Source organism: Alteromonas abrolhosensis (assembly GCF_001953635.1).
Lineage (GTDB): Bacteria > Pseudomonadota > Gammaproteobacteria > Enterobacterales > Alteromonadaceae > Alteromonas > Alteromonas abrolhosensis.
The window spans coordinates 16457-34770 of the sequence record NZ_MEJH01000011.1 but is presented as its reverse complement, the minus strand read 5'-3'; the positions used below and the strand labels follow the sequence as shown (position 1 = coordinate 34770).

Annotated in this window: 11 protein-coding genes; 9 read left to right on the top strand and 2 right to left on the bottom strand. The window is 39.1% G+C overall.

The features are described from left to right. The first annotated feature begins 65 nt into the window (after positions 1 to 65). From BGK61_RS15280 to BGK61_RS15270, 3 genes are all read left to right on the top strand, one after another. Positions 66 to 2462 carry a class I SAM-dependent methyltransferase gene (locus BGK61_RS15280; protein ID WP_076011342.1) on the top strand — a complete coding sequence of 799 codons (2397 nt, stop codon included), beginning with the start codon at positions 66 to 68 and terminating at the stop codon, positions 2460 to 2462. A gap of 21 nt (positions 2463 to 2483) precedes the next feature. Then, positions 2484 to 5507: a glycosyltransferase family 2 protein gene (locus BGK61_RS15275; protein WP_076011343.1), complete on the top strand. Its 3024-nt coding sequence runs from the start codon at positions 2484 to 2486 to the stop codon at positions 5505 to 5507. 101 nt (positions 5508 to 5608) lie between these two features. Continuing rightward, a complete protein-coding gene (locus BGK61_RS15270) occupies positions 5609 to 8332 on the top strand; it encodes a glycosyltransferase family 4 protein (RefSeq protein ID WP_076011344.1) in 2724 nt (907 codons plus the stop codon). 246 nt (positions 8333 to 8578) lie between these two features. Here BGK61_RS15270 and BGK61_RS15265 read toward each other — a convergent pair whose 3' ends face one another. Together BGK61_RS15265 and BGK61_RS15260 are read right to left on the bottom strand one after the other, a co-directional pair. Further along, the gene (locus BGK61_RS15265; protein WP_076011345.1) at positions 8579 to 10399 is read right to left on the bottom strand and encodes a sulfotransferase family 2 domain-containing protein; all 1821 of its coding nucleotides are present in this window, start codon (positions 10397 to 10399) and stop codon (positions 8579 to 8581) included. Between the two features lie 20 nt (positions 10400 to 10419). Beyond that, positions 10420 to 12858 carry a glycosyltransferase gene (locus tag BGK61_RS15260; RefSeq protein ID WP_076011346.1) on the bottom strand — a complete coding sequence of 813 codons (2439 nt, stop codon included), beginning with the start codon at positions 12856 to 12858 and terminating at the stop codon, positions 10420 to 10422. Between the two features lie 269 nt (positions 12859 to 13127). Here BGK61_RS15260 and BGK61_RS15255 point away from each other — a divergent pair, with 269 nt between their 5' ends. Genes BGK61_RS15255 through rfbD form a run of 6 tightly spaced genes read left to right on the top strand, consistent with a single transcriptional unit; the run spans position 13128 to position 18312 of the window. Then, complete coding sequence (locus BGK61_RS15255; RefSeq protein WP_076011347.1) at positions 13128 to 14225, top strand: hypothetical protein; 1098 nt, start codon at positions 13128 to 13130, stop codon at positions 14223 to 14225. Continuing rightward, entirely contained in the window at positions 14218 to 15291 is a 1074-nt protein-coding gene (locus BGK61_RS15250; RefSeq protein ID WP_076011348.1) for a DegT/DnrJ/EryC1/StrS family aminotransferase, read from the top strand. Before BGK61_RS15255 ends, BGK61_RS15250 begins: the two co-directional genes overlap by 8 nt. A 3-nt stretch (positions 15292 to 15294) precedes the next feature. Next, a complete protein-coding gene (locus tag BGK61_RS15245) occupies positions 15295 to 15933 on the top strand; it encodes a NeuD/PglB/VioB family sugar acetyltransferase (protein ID WP_076011349.1) in 639 nt (212 codons plus the stop codon). A gap of 23 nt (positions 15934 to 15956) precedes the next feature. Next, positions 15957 to 16835 carry a glucose-1-phosphate thymidylyltransferase RfbA gene (rfbA, locus tag BGK61_RS15240; protein ID WP_076011350.1) on the top strand — a complete coding sequence of 293 codons (879 nt, stop codon included), beginning with the start codon at positions 15957 to 15959 and terminating at the stop codon, positions 16833 to 16835. Between the two features lie 26 nt (positions 16836 to 16861). Further along, entirely contained in the window at positions 16862 to 17407 is a 546-nt protein-coding gene (gene rfbC / locus BGK61_RS15235; RefSeq protein ID WP_076011351.1) for a dTDP-4-dehydrorhamnose 3,5-epimerase, read from the top strand. 35 nt (positions 17408 to 17442) lie between these two features. Continuing rightward, positions 17443 to 18312 carry a dTDP-4-dehydrorhamnose reductase gene (rfbD, locus tag BGK61_RS15230; protein ID WP_076011352.1) on the top strand — a complete coding sequence of 290 codons (870 nt, stop codon included), beginning with the start codon at positions 17443 to 17445 and terminating at the stop codon, positions 18310 to 18312. Positions 18313 to 18314: the final 2 nt, after the last annotated feature.

Here is an 18314-nt window from a genome sequence, read left to right as displayed (position 1 = left end):
GGTGATGCCAAAAGCCCAATATATCGTTGCGTTTATTAAATTGAGTATGAAAAAAGAGATCTTAAATGAGTGTAGAGCGTCAACTGAAAAAAGAGTATTGGATAAATAAAGCCACTCAAAAAGTTCAAGACTGGGCTTCCAAAAATGACCAAATGTTGGCGCAGGCACTTGAAGATATCCACGGAAACTCTGACTTTTCTCTATCTGAAAATACTTTACTTCAACTGCTATTGTATATACTAGATTCCGACACGGCAGAACTTGGAATGCTTATAGGTGCTCAGAACAGTGTATCGTCGCAATTTTCAAATCAGTCTAAATATCTAAACTTGGTCAAGCGAGTTCTTAGCGAAAAAAATATAGTAAAAATGCCCCTCGGTCTTGAAGAACTTTACGTATTCAATGAATATTTACGAATATGGCAAAAGCATGAAATTAAACAGCATACATACTCTGATGGTAGTCTAATCGAAGAGGAAATTTTTGCTATCGTTAAAGCTGCGAGTGATACTTCACTCTATTCAGCTGAACTAATATCAGCAGCAGATAGTTGGGCAAAGGTTTATCACTTCTTACCCGATAGACACAACTTGTTGAAACCTCTAGAAGGCTTGCTCAAGAATAAAAAGACACTTGAACTCGGGTGCGGTTGTGGTGCAATTACTCGTTATTTGGGGGAAATATCCAATCAAGTAGTGGCTGTCGAAGGAAGCGTCAATAGAGGAAAAGTTGCAGCAGAGCGATGCAGAGACTTACCTAATGTAAATATTGTTATCGACTTAATTCAAGACCTTGAGTTTGAAGAGCAATTTGATGTTGTAACTTTAATCGGGGTTTTGGAATACTCACAGATTTACGTTGATAGCGACGATCCAATAGGCCATGTTATTCAGAAAGCTAAACAATATCTGAAGCCTAACGGTATCTTAATTGTGGCTATTGAGAACCAGTTAGGATTGAAGTACTTTGCTGGCGCGCCAGAAGACCATGGTGTTGGAATAATGGCTGGTATTAATGACATTTATACGAATAAAGATCCTATAACATTTGGTAAAAAAGAGCTTGAAAATAAGTTCATAAGCGAAGGTTTTAAAAAGGTAGATACTTATCTAGCGTTTCCCGATTATAAGTTACCCTCATTGATTGTTCACCCTCGATACACACGCTCCCCTAATAAGTTCGATTTATCAGATATTGTAGCTGGCACTGCTATCCACGACGGACAACCGATTGCCAAACCTACTTTTTCTCTAGAATCTACTTTAAGGTTAATAGAAAGAAATGGTTTATTACCTGATATGGCGAACTCGCACTTATATGTATGCCATAAAGCGCCACCTATTCTCGAATACAAGCCTCAAGTCATAGCTTCTTATTTTTCTCCAAAGAGAAATATAACCACAAGACAATATATTGAGTTTATAGATAGTGACGGTACGACTACGGTTAGTAGAACTCATTTTGATGAAAGTGGGTCATCAATAGTTACCGAAGAGCAATGGGTAGAAGGAAGTATTTATCGATTTTCTTTGCACAAAATTGTTCAAAGAGATAACTGGAAAGTAGAGGAATTAGTTCCTTGGTTTAAAGTATGGTTGAGTCAACTTAGAAAGTTTCAGATTGACGAAGGCTCAACAGGAAACCAACTATGTCAAATTCCCGGGAAATACTTAGATGCACTACCTCGAAATATGATAGTGAGTGCAACCAATGACATCGAGTTTATTGATTTAGAGTGGAATTACCCAGGTAACGTATATTTCGATTTAGTAGCATTTAGGGGTGTAGTTGTAACTTTAGGAGGTATTACCTCTGTCGCCCAACCCAACGATGCATCTTTTGTTTCTAGGATAAATCTAGTCAAATATTTACTACGCGAGCTTTCCATATCTGTCGATATCAATCAATTTCAGGGCGCGTTCAGAGAAATTAACTCCTATTTTTCCGCTTCATTTAATACAGGTAGTCTTAACGAGAATGCGTCATTAGAAGAGTTTATTAATCTGCCCCATTTTACTGTAAGAGGTTCCAAAGAGGCGCAACAGACAAGGTTAGCAGAATTGTGTCTTTACTGGGCAGAAGAACCAAATGCCTTCTCTGAAGAAAAGACGGTAAAACAGAGCTTCCAAGCCTCTGCCTCTGAGCAAATATTTAACATCCAAATTCCGAACAAGCGAATTAATTCGCTAAGATTGGATATCTCAAATAAAGAAGGAATGTTCCTTCTGGGTGAATGTAAAATTCAAGCAAAGGATGGTAGCGTTGTTTGGGACTTAAATACTGAAGAACCAAACTATTCTGGGGTTGGGGAAATGGAGTTCTTAAGTCTTCAAGGGGGGAAGCAGATAGCTATTAAGAGCACCGGAAAAGATCCAAAGTTCACTTTAGATTTGTCTAATGTGGAAGAAGATGTTTTCGGCTCTGGTGCAGTATTATTATTGCGAATGAGTAGCTTTTTTTAGACTGACATGGAGCCAAGGAAAGTGCTAAGACATGCCGTTGTTTGTCATATATATTATCAAAACCACGTAGAAAAAGCGCTCGAATACCTAGAAGAGAGCGCCGACCTAGCCGACATTTTTATAACGTGTAATCAAACGCTTTCAAGGAATGTGATAAGAGCAGCAAACAAAAAGGGCTTATCTGTTCAATTGAGGGTTTTCGAAAATAGGGGAATGGATATCTTACCGTTCCTTAAACTTCTTCCTGAGCTTAAGGCTTCATACGATATCGTAACAAAATTCCATCTTAAAAAAGAAATTGATGATGTCGACATTGCCTGGAATAAATACGCTGGTGAGGCATTAGTTTCAAGAAGGGTCTTACAGCATATTGAACACGTGTTTGAAAAAAGAGAAGAGGTCTCGTTTGCTGGCATGGCACCCTTTTATTTGTCATGCAAGAACCTAATGTTAGGCAATGAAACGAATTTCACTAACTTATTAGAAAGTACACCGAAATTAGACCAAGATTGGCACTCATATGGTTTTTTTGCTGGAACTAACTTTAGTCTGAGGCCAGCTGTTCTGAGTTTTTTGTCTGAATGGGCCATCAAAAATGAACATTTATTTGTTCAATCTTATTCCCAAGATGGGGCTTGGGCAAATGCTTTAGAAAGAGTGTTTCTTTTAGCTTGTGATCGAACAGATAAAATTGCTTTGATTTTTTCTTATGAAGGCAGTGTGTTTTCACAGATATGTAGACCTACTGAATTCGTATCCCAAGCTTCTACACGAGAGGTTGGTAATACACTTAATTTTATTGCTGAAGATAGTAGGGATCTGTCCGCGCTTCTCGAACACACCCCACGCGACTTTGGCAAACATGACTTTGTAGGCACTGTAGATTACATACCATATTATCTTTTCCTAGAGCAGTTTTTATTAAATTCCAAGCAGATAGAGTCATTTAGGATACTGAAACATCAAAGAGCTGTAATTAATTGGAAGGCGCTAAAAGAAAAGACACGAAAAAAAGAAAAAGTTTCTATTGTCATTCCTGTTTATAACCAAGCTGAGTTGACAGAAGCGTGTGTTCGCTCGATTTTTGAATATGATGACGATCAAATCCTAGAGGTTATCGCTGTAGATAATGGTTCTGACAACCAGACTAAAACAGTTCTCAAGAAGCTTACTAGCCTTTTTAAAAGCTTTTCGGTTATATCACTCAATAAAAATATGAATTTTTCTTTTGGATGTAATGTAGGATTTAGCAAGAGTGAAGGTGATTATATTGTTTTCCTAAATAACGACATTGAAGTATCTGAAGGTTGGCTTTCCCCTTTAGTCGCTCCAGTGAAATGTGAAAAATATTTTGCATCCCAACCCTTGCTTCTGTACCCAGATAATACGATACAAAGTGTTGGTATCACTTTTAACGAAAACAGCTGTATAGGCTATGGAATATACAATGGCAAACCGAAAAGTTTTGTAGAGCGTATAAAAAATACTGATTTTTCAGCCGTTACAGCTGCTTGCATTTGTGTGAAGGCAACAAGTTTTGCAGAGGTTGAAGGCTTTTCTCCCATCTACATTAATGGGCAAGAAGACATCGATCTGTGTTTAAAGCTTAAAAGATATACCTCTTTAATGGCTAAAGTCGTAACTACAAGTGTTCTGGTTCACCATGAATCAAAGTCTGAAGGTCGTTTTGATAATGTTAAACCTAACAGACACGTTTTTGTAAAACGATGGGCATCGTATATAAGCTCGGATGACACGAATCACTATAAGGACGATGGCGTTTTAATTAGTTCTGCAAAGCTCGATAAAAGTAATATTCCTTTCTGGATAAAGTCTTCTACGTTTGAAGTTAAAGCGAAAGTAAATACTGAGACGAATTCTTTAGTAAGACAGTTATATCAAAAACAATTCAGCGCTTATGAGGCATTGTCATCGTTAATGTCTTTAACACAAGAAAACCCTTCGCTAGCTTCCTCTTTCCAATTCACATTCGAAAAATTAAGAGAAAGTTTGTGCATGGAGCAGCGTGTCACACGTACGATGATAATTGCCAAAGGCGCATTTACAGAAAGTCATTTCATAGCAGACAGTCTTTACGATTTTTATAAAAGCCAAAAAAGTAGCGTTGGGATTACAGTAATTTCTAGAAGGGAGCGGATAGCGTTAAGTTCCTACCAAAACATGCCTCAAGAACAGAGGCAAACGGATTGTTTATACGTAAATGCAGGTGAAATGCGACTTGGCTCTTTAATTCAATATGCACTTAATCACAGAGCAGACAATATTCATCTTGTTGATTTATCGCGCGAGTCTTTAATTCTTGCTGCGGTGTATAAGTCATTATACAACTGCAAGATTTACGCTGAACGATTAGCATCGCTAGGACTTTTATCATCTTTGTGCGGAAACCCTAGCGATCAATTAACGGCTCTTAAACTAGCTGAACTAGTGGTAACAAAAGACTTCGAACGTGAGTACCTTGATGTCAGAACCAGTCTGTGCTCCAACTTCGAAAGCGTTTATTCAATGATTTTTGTCTATGAAGAAGAAAATTTTATTGAATTAGCTTGGTTCGTTAATTATGTACAGCGTTTTTTCCGGGCAGAGCTAAGTATTTATGTGTTAGTTTTAGGAGACATGAAGCAATCACATAAAATGTTAAGCATTGGTGAAAATGTGAGCTTAATCTTTTTAGATGAACAACGTGAGGCTTTTACGATTGCTAGCAGAAAGACCATTTTGTTTGCTCCGCAACATGTACGGATACCAACAGAACGAATTTCAAACATAATGTCCGTGAGCCATTCTATGTATTTGCTACCCATTGAAGAAAGTTTCGTCAACTATGGGGCCTTCTCTCAAAAAAACAATAGCTTTAACAGCTGGTTGGAAGCAAATAGTTTTAACCATGAGCTTGAACGTTTTAGAGAGCGGAGAGTGGATCAGATAAGAGATTGTAAACGAGAAGCTTATAGCCCCCTGAAAAATCAGCATAGTCTGGCATTGCTTCAAGGGAAAATGAGAAAATTTCTTGAGAGTAGTTGATATGAAGGCTCGATTGTAAGCGCCTGACGCAGTGTGATATTCTCAAACCTTGTATTTTTATCTTAACTACCAACCAAACTCCCACCTACTGATAAGCAACAATGACTGAAAAATATCAACAAAAGCTAGAACTCGCTCGTAAAGCCTTGATTCACAATGACTATGAATCAGCTAATTTATATCTTAAGGAATTGTCGAATCAATTTCCCAACCAGGCTCCTATTTTTAGCTTTCTTGTTGAATACACAGATGTAAAGTCAAGAGGCGGAAACATCCTTGATAAAATAGCGCAACCAGTTAAGCAACCCATAGAACAATACAAAAGTAAAAGAGTTGAGAGAAGAGACATAACTTTATCTCAGGATTTGAAAAAACTCCCTATTACAGTACTTGTCATTAGCTGGGATATTGGGCACAACCCTCTAGGTAGGGCTTATATGCTTGCAGAGGCAGTTCAAAGAGTCGCAGGTAATGTTTTGCTTGCTGGTTATCAGTTCGAGCGGTACGGAAAAGATATATGGGAGCCAGTTAGAGAGTCGAAGATTCCGATAATTTCCTTGAAGGGTAAACTTCTCCCTGAGTTATTGGAAGAGGCAGAACAAATCGTAAAACGCTATACCCCAGATGTTGTTATTGCGTGTAAACCGAGGTTACCGTCCGTAAATTTAGGAATGCTTTTCAAAGCACACAAAGGTATTCCGCTTGTAATTGATGTAGACGACCACGAATTGTCTTTTACGAAAGGAAAGTCAGATATACCTTTAGCGGAGTTGAATGAATTCCCCGAAAAATTCAGCAACATCACAGAGCCTTACGAGAGTGAATGGACACAACTTAGCCACAATTTAGTCGACTTTGCTGACGAGGTCATTGTTTCAAACGTCGCATTGGAAAAAGAATTTGGTGGTCACCAAATTCCACACGTTAGGGACGAAACCACGTTTGACCCATCTAGGTTTGATAGTGCTAAGGTGCGACGCCAATATGGAGTTCCCGAGAAAGCCAGAGTGGTTATGTTTTTTGGAACTCCTCGAGTTCATAAAGGAATAGGTAAAGTTGCACAGGCTGTTGCTCAAATTGATGATGACAACTTTCTTTTCATAGTTGTTGGAACCTCACCTGATAAAAGAGTTACTAGTGAATTAGAGAGATTAAGTAACGGCAGGCTTCTCAACATTCCAAACCAGCCTTTTTCGTCCATTCCAGAGATTCTATCGATGGCCGACTTAGTCTGTTTGCCTCAAGATGTTACACACGAAACATCGAAATACCAATTACCAGCTAAAGCGATGGATGCAATAGCTATGTGCAAGCCCTTGCTTGTATCCAATACAGTTCCACTGAAACAGCTAGTTGATGATGGTGTTGCAGAACTCATAGATGAGCATGACTTGGCTTCCCAAATTTATTCAGTTGCAAATCGGAAACCGAGCGCCGAAAAACTTAAGAAACGTAAAGAGAAATTTTTATCAAACTATAGCTACAAATCTGCAGAATCAACCTTACGTGAAATATTTAGGTCAGTTTTAAATAAGAAGGGTAATATCGACATTACTGAACAGGAGATATTTTGGGAGAGTTTACGAAATGCGTTTGTTCCCAAAGTTCGCTCTAATAGCCTAAGTGGAATAGATGTGGTGTTATTCTGGAAACAGAATGATTCAGGGCTGTATGGACGTCGGCACGATATGGTCGCTAAATTGCTATCAGAGCGTGATGATGTCAGAAAAGTTCTAGTCATCGATGCACCCATATCAACATTTGATTTAAACAAGAAAATCAGTGAGCAAGCAACGCTAACTCAAGAGCGCGCTGTCTACATTAAGACATATGAAAAAAAGCTTGGTCAGCATGACACTGAAAAGCTCTCTTATGATGTTTTCATTCATCAGCCAGGTATTTATTACTCTGATACTCCAATACCGGGACGAGTTTCACTGTTAGAGGACTACAGTGAATTCTTGACTAAAGTATTCGAACGAGAGGGAATTGTTCCGAAAGACTCTGTCTTCTGGTTTTATCCTAAAAACTATTTAGCGGAAGACTTGATCGAAATATTCGAGCCGAAGTCTGTAGTTGTGGATGTTGTCGATGATCACAGAACATGGCCAAATGTGAGCAGTAATGAAATTACCCGACTCACTAAGCATTATGAGGGTATATTAAACAAAGCTGACTTGGCTTTTGCTAATTGTAAATCAGTATATGACTCAATGGCAGGCTATACCCCTTTTCTGAAGTTAGTACCCAACGGCTGCGAGAGGAGCCCAAACCAAGTCAATTTTCAAACTGAATTCATTAAAAGTATTCGTGCTCATGCAGGGCCGGTAATTGGTTTTGTTGGTAACCTTGAATCAAAAATAGATGACAAATTGATAGAGAAGTTAGCGAATGAAATGCCTGAGGCATTAATCGTTCTTGTCGGCTCAACACATGCGAACCCTGATATTAAGCGACTAAGTGAAATTTCAAACATTCTCATGCCTGGGGTAGTCGAAAACCGCTATGTTAATACAGTTATTAGGGAGTTTGATGTATGTATTGTTCCTCACAAAAAAACAGCATTAACGACCAATATGAACCCTCTTAAGGTCTTTGTTTATTTAAGCAATCAACGTCCTGTGGTTACAACTAACATTGACAATCTGCCTACTTGCGATGCTGTCTTAGTTTCGAATGATTCAGAAGAGTTTGTCAAAAATGTGAGGTATGCTATCGCACATCAATTTGATATTGATATCTATCAAAAGTTTATCGACGAAAACTGTTGGGAAAGCCGATTCAATTTGCTTGACCACTTTTTAGAAAGGGTCAACGAAACCTGAAAAAGACTTACCCAAAAGTAATTTCTAACACTGAGGGGCAACTTCAGATAACTCAAAGAGTTCGCCTCTGGTCTCCTTGCTGCGCTTATTAGATAAGAATTTGACGCTGTTGAAAAAGTTCTGAGTTAGTAATCGAGTCGATTGACAACTCAGGTTCAGCGCCAGCTCCACCTCTATTTACTGCAAGGAGAGATTTATTAGAAAGCTGCGATATCAAAAATGAACTATGCGTTTTATAGGCTTAATTTAACAAAATTTTTGTACTAAATTAAATTCAGCTTTTAATAAGCTTTTAGCTTTTAAGTAAGTTTCTGGGTATTTCATTACTAAGCTTTCTGAGTCAGGAGCTGTATTTTCTCTGAGGCTTTCAAGCGGTAGATTTATCAAGTTTTCCAGTTCGGATAAGCCGTCTTCGTACCTATGTATAGAACCGACAAAATCAAATTCTTGTAGAGAAATATGGTGAAAATATCTTTGATAGTCATTCCGAATGACTTCAAACTCCGGTTTCAGCAAAACGAGAGTAAAGGCTTTTTCAACTGATAACTCATCCTCATTTTTGGCATAATTTAATAGGCTTTGGTAATGCGTAATAGGCTGTTTGTTTCTTAAAATATGTTTGGTTAGTGACCATAGTCTTTCTGCAGGGTCTCTTATCCAGCAAATCCTTTTAGCATTAGGAAACATTGTCTTATGATTTACATGGCTAGCAAAATGACCGTGTAAAACACAAACATCTTTTGGCAAACTTATATCTTGTCCGTTCGTTAATAAACTTGCCCCAGTATCTTTATAAACACCAAATATACATTCTCTACCATATGCTTGGGTGAGTGCTTTACCAAACGAGCTACCAGCCGTTTTAGGTATATGGTGAGAGATCAGTTTAATATTCTCATGTGTAGATGAAATTGACTCAACTGTTAACTGTTGATGCTTTGTTGGAAGCTCTAAATTTATTTGGTCAATTTCGGTAGAACGATTCAGGCGTCCCAAGCTAAAAGCTTTATGAATAATGTTCGTGAAAGACATATGCCGCTCATTTTGGATAGCACTTTCAATTGTCTGAATGACATTTTCTTGGTAGCGCTCGAGGTTAGTCTCCTTTGCAAATTTGCAAAGCTCTTTAAGTTCGTTATAGCTATTCGGATGAAAACTTAACCATCCTTTTACTATATTCTTCACATCGCGTGAATGAATAAACTGCGGAACTCTGTCCGCTTGTACGGTATTTTTACAGATTTCAATGAAATCTTCTCCGCCTTCTTGTGGAAACGCATTTAAAAACTCTTTAATTTGCTCTAAGTATCCATTTTTAGCGTGATTATAGCCTGCCTTAGATAGTAATGAGTACTTAGGAGTATTTTCGGAAATCCATTGTAAGTATTCGTCTAAAGCATTGTGAAACTCACGTTTCCTATAAAAATTCACAGCTCGTTTAAACTCTAAGGCTTTGTGACTATATGAAGAATTAACTGTTTTACTTCGAATAGTTAACCACGATGTATCTAACCCGATTGTGTCGAGGAGGTCTGATAGTATATTACCCCCTACAAACATTTCTTTTGCATAAAAGCGCAACAAAAATTTATCAGACCTATGCGATTGAAAGTGCCTAAGTATTTTTCTTAAACTTGTCGAAATTGGTTGATTGATATCCTGAAAAAGTGAAGTTTTAAAATGACGCTTCACACTTTGGTTGTGCGACGATTCGACTACTTCTAGCTCATTCCGAAGGTATAGAACTATTTTGGCTTCGGGTATTTTTTCTATTAGCTTGTCTATATGTTCAAAGAAGTACTCTGATGAAAAAAGAAGTTTCTTAGCCTTTAATTCTGTAGCTTCCTTTTTTAAGACTTCTAGCTTCTTAATTGAAAAAGTTAAATCATCATCATTTTTAAGTTCGAATAGACTTAAAAGATTGCCACTGCTTATGAGATTTTTATCTAAATGATGTTCTGGGTAGTACACCCCTTTTATTAAAAGCCATTCTCTGTGGCGTGAGCACCATTGCTGTATAAACGAAGTCCCGGTCTTAGGAGGACCTACATGAATAAAGATTTCCATTGACTAGCTTCTACTACCTCTTAACGCATTATTTGGTCATAAACTTCAGTGTATTGGTAGGACATTTCTTTTAAATTTTGCTTGGCTCCTTCATGGTTCTGCCATTGCATTACATTGTTAGCGTATTCTTGCCAAAATGTTACTTTTGTTACCTCGCCCAACACTTTAAATAGGTCATCTAAGTCGGAACTTTTAACAAGTACACCACATTTGTTAGCACAAATCCTCTCTTTAACCGCTCCATTGTCGAAAGCTACTACTGGAATGCCACTTGCCCACATTTCCGTTAATGTGTGACACCATGTTTCGGGCCAGATAGACAAAAGTAAGCCCCAGCTAGGTTTGATTTTCGCAATTTCAAGCGAAAGCTCGTCTCTTTTATAATTGCCGTATTCATAATATCTTGGGTGCGTGATGTCACATCCCTCTAGTTTGCCTAGCAGGTGAATTTCAAAGTTAGGGAATTTCTCTAAGATTGGCAGAATAAAGTTACTACCTTTACTTCTAACTATAGTGCCTAACATTAGTAACCTTATATTTTCTCCTTCTCTTGGTCTCTGTGAAGAAGATGCAAAGTAAGTAAAGTCACGACCATGAGGTATGACATGGAAAGGTTTATCTAATGCAACTGGCAAATTTTTTATTGTGACGTATTTAGCAAATTCGGATGTAGTAATTATTGAGTGTACATGCGTTAGCATCGTATTAAACATTTGACGCCATTTCTTAATTTCGCAGTGCTTTAAGTTCGTGAAATGTTCTTTGGGCCACAGTTCAATATTGCACATGCCTAAGCCCGCCGTACACATACCACCGCAATAGTTATCATGATTGTCTAGCAACTTAACTGAAGGGCAAATGGGGTAAAAGTCGTGAATTGAATAAATAGTAGGTATACCTAGCTGTAGCGCTTTCTTAACAATACTTAGGCTGTGCCATGCAATTTGTCTAATGTGAATTAATTCTATTGACCATAAATGAAGCATATGAAGAAGAAGGTTATCGTATTCACAACTATTATGAGGAAACGGTGTTATTGGCGATTTAAGGTAAAAAGTTTGTAGATGAACCTCTTCCTTTCCCGTGACCACGTATAGACTAATCCTCCTTGAGTTACTCTTAAGAAGGAAGGTTTCGTACCTATCCTGGATAGATTTCATAAGGTCGTTATTGGTCTTTGCAGTTCCCCCATCTTCTGTCGCAATAATATACAATATTCTAGGTCTGCTTTGAGATTCAAGGCTCTCAAAGTTATCGATCAGAGTCGAAACGCGCTTCTTCATAAATAGATATGATTTTGACGAGAAGCCGTTTTGAATATGGGAGTTGTAACCCTCGTAGCGCTCATTTAATTTTGTTATACCAGTTTCAACTAGGCTCAGTTTTTCCTTCTTAAATGATTTTGCACCTTCATGATAAACGAATGTGCACGGGTCGACTACATTCCTCCAGCCTATCAATCTAGCTTTAAAGCATAAGTCATTTTCTTCACCATATCCTCTAGGGAACGCTTCTTCATCAAAATAACCAGCTGACACAAATACGCTGGACTTAATATACATGCAAAAGCCGTGTCCAGTAGGAACATCTATAGGATCAAGGTGTATACCTTGTGACAAAAGGCGTGTTAATTTGTTCGGGTTGGCGCTTACATATTCTGTTGGGATCGAGAATGGCCCAGCGGAATTCGATAGCGGGGTAACAGTGCCAATTCGTTCATCACTGTACGCAGCATATTTCAAATTTATAATTAGAGCTTTAGGTACTATTGTATCGGAGTTGAGAATTATAATGTCATTGCCAGAGGCCTCTTTAACTCCTCTGTTAACGGTCTTAGTAAAACCTAGGTTTTCAGAGTTTCTTAAAACTGAAATATTATTAAAATTAGAATACCCGCGCAGCAAGTCAGATATCTCAATTTCATCGCTACAGTCATCAATTATGATTACCTCAAAAGCGCCTTTGAGTTGACACACACTATCAAGGCATTTTTTGACAAATTGAGCACCATTAAAAATAGGAATAACGATGGTTACGCCCCTTGAGCTTAACCTGTCGATTATTTGCTCCTCTTTTTCGGGCACACTCGGTTCTTTTAGGCTTTTCCACCAGATGTTGGCATTTAACTTCCGCTCTGGCTCAATACCGTAGTGTCGACCGTGTAATTCATAATGGATAACCGGTGGTATATCGCGCTTAATGGGAGTAGGTATTTGACTCAGGTAAAACTCTTCGTCGAATAAAGGTCCTGGAAGTCGACCTTCTCTGTAACCGCTTCTTATGTAATGTTCTTCAGCTTTTACTCCCGCTCTCGCGATATCTGGGTATTCGCTCAAGTACCATTTAGCGTCAAAATACAATGAGTGTTGTAGTAAGTTTGAATAGTGGCATTCACGTCTATATCTCTTAGATAATAAAAGACGAAAAAACTTCTTCAAATGTGTAATCAGGCTATCCACAAATCGATTCGTTACTCAAGTGGTGTTAAATAAGCTCATAAGGGTAGCAAAGAGCTGAAGCTTTGAAAAAGCTTTCCTCAGGACTTAGCGTCTTAAGTGTACTCCTTTACCTAAAAATGCTAACATTTTTAGCAGAACAGACGTCTTTTTAAAAAGGCTCATGCTCACTTGATAAGGCTATCGAGAGTATTGGTTAAATTATGTTGAACCTTGAGAGCATTCTTTATTATCAGATTTTTGACTCGAATGCAGTTTCACTAGGGAATTAAATGAAATTAGAGATATTACGCAGTACTCCAGTAGATAATATAGACTCTATTGAGATCGCGTCGGATTATATACTGAACCTTTTTAGAGATATTGCAAACAAGGAAGGAATAGAAGGCGAATTCGCGACTTTTAAGAAAGCTAGAGAAAAAAAGTTATCAGCAATCGAAGCGTTAAGCGACGAAGAACTGCTGGGGTGTTTCCAAAGAGCATTTGATGTCAAGCTACCGAACTCACCGCTTTCAAGAGAGCGAGATTCAAGTAAAGCACATTCATTCGTTAAGGTTAATCACGGTTTTTGGGAGATGTTTGCCTTCGTATTATCAGATAATGCTTCTCTTTATCGTCCCAGAAATATAAACGTACTTAGGGAGCAGTTGGAGTCCAGCAATCTACTACCCTTTTTGATCGCTTCTATCAAACGGTGTATGAATAGCCCAAATACTCTATTTATGCAGAGCTTGACCTCCGGCATTGGAAAATCAGAAGATCTTATTGTAGGTTGTTTAAAAAATGGGCTGGATCCGATTCGCAGGGGAGTATTTACCGGAAATTTGCTTCAGTCGGATTTATCGAATGCTGAGCGAGACTCGTTCATAGACTCTTACCCTCTTAATTATGCTTATCAACAAAAAGAGCTTGATAATGTACTTCGGCAATTACCGAAGCAATCAGCAATTTTACTTGTAGCCCCTCCTCACTTGTCCGGAATAGGCATAAGGCCTGAGTACCTTCCACACAGTGATATAAAACAATATTACTTGGCTGTTTCTCCAACACAGGCTATGCAAAAGTGGGAACTTCAATTAAATAATATGAAGTTGGCACTTGACGAATTAGTTGAAAAGCACCAAAGCGTGACAATTCTTTTCCAAGGAGTAGTACTCGGGCCGATGTTAGCCTCCCTTATAGAGCACGCTTTTGTAAATCTAGATATCTTGTTCTTTGATTTTGGAAGGTTGTTAGATATAGAAGTTACACAGCACACGTTATCACATACCGGTAGCCCGTTGCCTAACAGATCAGTGGAACCAACAGGATTCTTTAAGCAATTTAAAACGAACGGCTGTTGTTTTGAGGTTTTAAATATAAATGATTAACGTTACTCGTTCGTATCTCCCCCAACGCGAAAAGTTTGATGCTTACATTGATAAATTGTTTGAGAGCAGATGGCTAACAAACAAAGGTGAATTAGTGCAAGAATTGGAAAAGCGTCTTGCGCAGCATTTGGGAGTAAAAAATGTTATCGCCGTAGCTAACGGCTCGCTTGCATTACAAGTTTGTTATAAAGCTCTGAACTTAAAGGGACGAGTCCTTACAACTCCTTTTAGCTTTGCTGCTACAGCGAGTACTTTAAATTGGGAAGGGCTAACTCCGGATTTCGTTGATATATGTCCTAAGAGCTTTAACATGTGTATCAAAAAAGCTAGTGAGCAGCAGCTTAAAGAAGCTTCAGCAGTCGTTCCTGTTCACGTTTTTGGTAACCCGTGCGATGTCGAATTAATAGAGCAGAAAGCCAAGGACTTTGATTTAAAAGTTGTCTACGATGCAGCGCATGCTTTCGGCGTCGACTTTAAAGATAAGAGTTTATTTTCGTATGGTGATTTAAGTACGGTTAGCTTTCACTCCACTAAGTTGTTCCATACAATTGAAGGGGGGGCGATAATAACCGATAACGATGAACTGGCAGAAAAATGTAGGAAACTAATAAATTTCGGAATTACTGGTCCAACGACTATAGAAGGGCAAGGGACCAACGCTAAAATGAACGAATTTGAAGCGGCAATGGGCCTTTGCGTATTGGACGATATTGACGTTATTTATAAAGCGCGAGCTGACATTTGGAATGTGTATCAAAATTATCTTTCAGGAGCAGTAGAATTTCAGTCGTGGGCTAGCTACAGCGAGAACCGTCATTCATACGCACCCATTATCCTTGAGTCGGAAGAACAGCTCTTACACGTTGAAAAGTCACTCCATGAAGGTGGAGTTATCCCTAGACGATATTTTTACCCTAGCCTTAATACATGTGGATATACACAGGTCGAGCAGAAGTGTCCTGCTTCGGAGAGTCTTGCAAGTCGTATATTATGCCTTCCGATTTATCCAGGGTTAGAAATCGAACAGGCTACAATGATTGCAAAAATTGTAAGAGCAGCACTATAAATCATGAGCGAATTTTATATTTTTGGAGCGGGGGGGCATGCTGCTAGCATAGCTGATGCAATAATTTCTAACGGTTGGAAAATCAAAGCTTTTATAGATGAGACTGATAGTAAGACAACATTCTTGAACTTTCCAGTTGTAAATAGCATTGAAAAAGTTTCTTTAGAGAATTCTAATATAGCAATTGCAATCGGCGATAATGCTCAACGAAAAAAAGTGGTTAATAGGCTTAAGAAAACAGGAAGCTTTAGATTTCCGCCAGTTGTTCATAAAACTGCTTATACTGGACTGTGTTCGACGTACGGTGAAGGTACAGTAATCCTGGCGGGGGCAAACTTAGGAGCTAACTCTCACTTAGGGGACTTTGTGATATTAAACTCAGGAAGTTCACTGGACCATGACAGTCTGATGGGAGACTTTAGCTCTTTAGCACCATCAGCGGTCACAGGGGGCCACGTAAAAATTGGTAGCTACTCTGCTATTGGAATTGGTGCGGTCTTGCGCCATAGTATTTCCATAGGTGAGCACACTGTGATTGGAAGTGCCTCCTTAGTAAACGAATCTATACCCCAGGAAGTAGTTGCATTCGGGGCGCCTTGTAAAATAATTCGATCTAGGGCGATAGGCGCCCCATATCTTTAAGATACAAAAATAGGTAATTTATAATGAGAAAAGGAATTATTCTGGCTGGTGGTTCAGGCACACGTTTGCATCCCTTGACTAAAGTTGTAAGCAAACAGCTCATGCCAATCTACGACAAGCCAATGATTTATTATCCACTAACAACATTAATGATGTCGGGTATTCGAGATGTTCTTATCATAACTACTCCTGAAGAACAGCAGCGATTTATCGACCTCATTGGTGATGGTTCCTCGTTGGGAATGAATATTCAATATGCAGTGCAACCATCACCAGATGGTTTGGCTCAAGCATTTTTAATTGGCGAAGACTTCATTGGAAACGACAGTTGTTCATTAGTGCTTGGTGATAACATATATTATGGTCACGACTTAAAACTGTCATTGCAAAATGCGTTTAAACAAGAGCATGGAGCTACAGTGTTCGGTTATCATGTTCACGATCCAGAACGTTACGGCGTAGTAGATTTCGATGAAAACTGGAATGCACTTTCCATTGAAGAAAAACCAGTTGCTCCTAAGTCGAACTATGCGGTTACTGGCTTGTATTATTATGATAATCGAGTAGTGGACTTCGCGAGAGAAGTAAAGCCGTCACACCGTGGCGAGCTTGAAATTACGGACCTAAATAACTTATACCTTCAAGACGGCTCTCTTAAAGTCGAATTGATGGGGCGTGGTTCAGCATGGTTGGATACAGGTACGCTTGATTCTTTGCTCGATGCTGCGAACTTTGTGGCGGCTATCGAAAAACGCCAAGGCTTAAAAGTATGTTGCCCTGAGGAAGTCGCTTTCAGAATGGGCTATATCAACGCTGAACAACTTGAAAAGCTAGCAGCACCACTTAAGAAGAGTGGTTATGGCGATTACTTGCTTAAAGTTATTCACGACCGCGTAAAATAATTGGTAAGAAATGGATAAGTTTTTATATGCAAGCAATTAGTACAGATATCCCCGACGTTAAAATTATTGAGCCGAAAGTGTTTGGCGATGAGCGCGGCTTCTTTCTAGAAACCTTTCGTGCCGATTGGTTTAAAAAAGAATGCGCAGATGTAGATTTTGTTCAAGATAACCATTCTAAATCACGCCAAGGTATTCTTCGTGGCCTTCATTACCAAATGGAGCAAACCCAAGGTAAGTTAGTACGAGTGGTTAGCGGCGAAGTGTACGATGTAGCCGTAGATATGCGCAAAGACTCACCAACTTATGGCAAATGGGTTGGGGTAATACTTTCTGCCGAAAACAAGCGCCAGCTTTGGGTGCCTGCCGGATTTGCGCATGGCTTTTATGTCACCAGTGAATCAGCAGAGTTCGTGTACAAGTGTACTGATTACTACCACCCAGAGTCTGAGGTGTCGGTTAAGTATGACGATCCTACATTAAATATCGCTTGGCCGTTGGTAAACGGTGAGAAACCTTCGCTGTCTGGTAAGGACGAAGCGGGTTTAGCATTTGTAGACGCTCCCACATTCTAATTGTTATTGGGGCTTTTTTTGGGTAATAGCAATTAATGAATATTATAATTATAGGCAAGTCTGGTCAGCTAGCATTTGAGCTTTCTCGTGAACTAAAAAATAGCGATCATCAAGTTACACTGCTGGGGCGCGATGATATTGATATTACAAATAGCGATATCATTGAAGCTTCTTTAGCCCCTCTATCACCAGATGTTTTGATTAACGCGTCAGCGTACACCGCTGTTGATAAAGCTGAAGAAGACACTGAAGCGTGTAATGCCATTAATGCCATTGCCGTTAAGAATTTGGCAACTTTCTGTAAAGCACGTGGCGTTTTTATGGTGCATGTGTCGACCGACTATGTGTTTAACGGTCACAAAGGTTCGCCTTATTTAACAGACGACCCTATTGAACCTCAAGGTGCATATGGCAAATCAAAAGCAGAAGGTGAAAAAGCCCTGCTTGAAATTTTACCAGAGGCTAGCTGCTTAATTCGAACCGCTTGGGTTTATTCATCTCATGGCAATAACTTTGTGAAAACCATGCTGCGCCTAATGGCAGATAAACCACAGCTTTCTGTTATAGACGATCAAATTGGTACACCTACCTGGGCTAAAGGGTTGGCCGAAGTGTGTGTATCGGCTGCTGAAAATAAAGCAGTGGGTGTCTATCATTGGACCGACGAGGGCGTAGCAAGCTGGTACGATTTTGCTATGGCTATTCAAGAGCTTGGAATTGCAAAAGGGTTACTCAGTAGTGCTATTACAGTATTACCAATTCCTTCTAGCCAGTACCCAACCCCAGCGAAGCGCCCGCACTATAGCGTGTTGGATAAACAAACTGCACGCGAAGCATTTGCTTCGTGCAAGCCCACTCACTGGCGAAAGCAGTTGTCCATTATGCTCGATGAATTGAAGGCCTAGAT

Coding starts and splice junctions, on each gene's coding strand:
- BGK61_RS15280 (WP_076011342.1), top strand. CDS start 66: ATGAGTGTAGAGCGTCAACTGAAAAAAGAGTATTGGATAAATAAAGCC.
- BGK61_RS15265 (WP_076011345.1), bottom strand. CDS start 10,399: ATGGAAATCTTTATTCATGTAGGTCCTCCTAAGACCGGGACTTCGTTT.
- rfbC (WP_076011351.1), top strand. CDS start 16,862: ATGCAAGCAATTAGTACAGATATCCCCGACGTTAAAATTATTGAGCCG.
- BGK61_RS15250 (WP_076011348.1), top strand. CDS start 14,218: ATGATTAACGTTACTCGTTCGTATCTCCCCCAACGCGAAAAGTTTGAT.
- BGK61_RS15255 (WP_076011347.1), top strand. CDS start 13,128: ATGAAATTAGAGATATTACGCAGTACTCCAGTAGATAATATAGACTCT.
- BGK61_RS15245 (WP_076011349.1), top strand. CDS start 15,295: ATGAGCGAATTTTATATTTTTGGAGCGGGGGGGCATGCTGCTAGCATA.
- rfbA (WP_076011350.1), top strand. CDS start 15,957: ATGAGAAAAGGAATTATTCTGGCTGGTGGTTCAGGCACACGTTTGCAT.
- rfbD (WP_076011352.1), top strand. CDS start 17,443: ATGAATATTATAATTATAGGCAAGTCTGGTCAGCTAGCATTTGAGCTT.
- BGK61_RS15270 (WP_076011344.1), top strand. CDS start 5,609: ATGACTGAAAAATATCAACAAAAGCTAGAACTCGCTCGTAAAGCCTTG.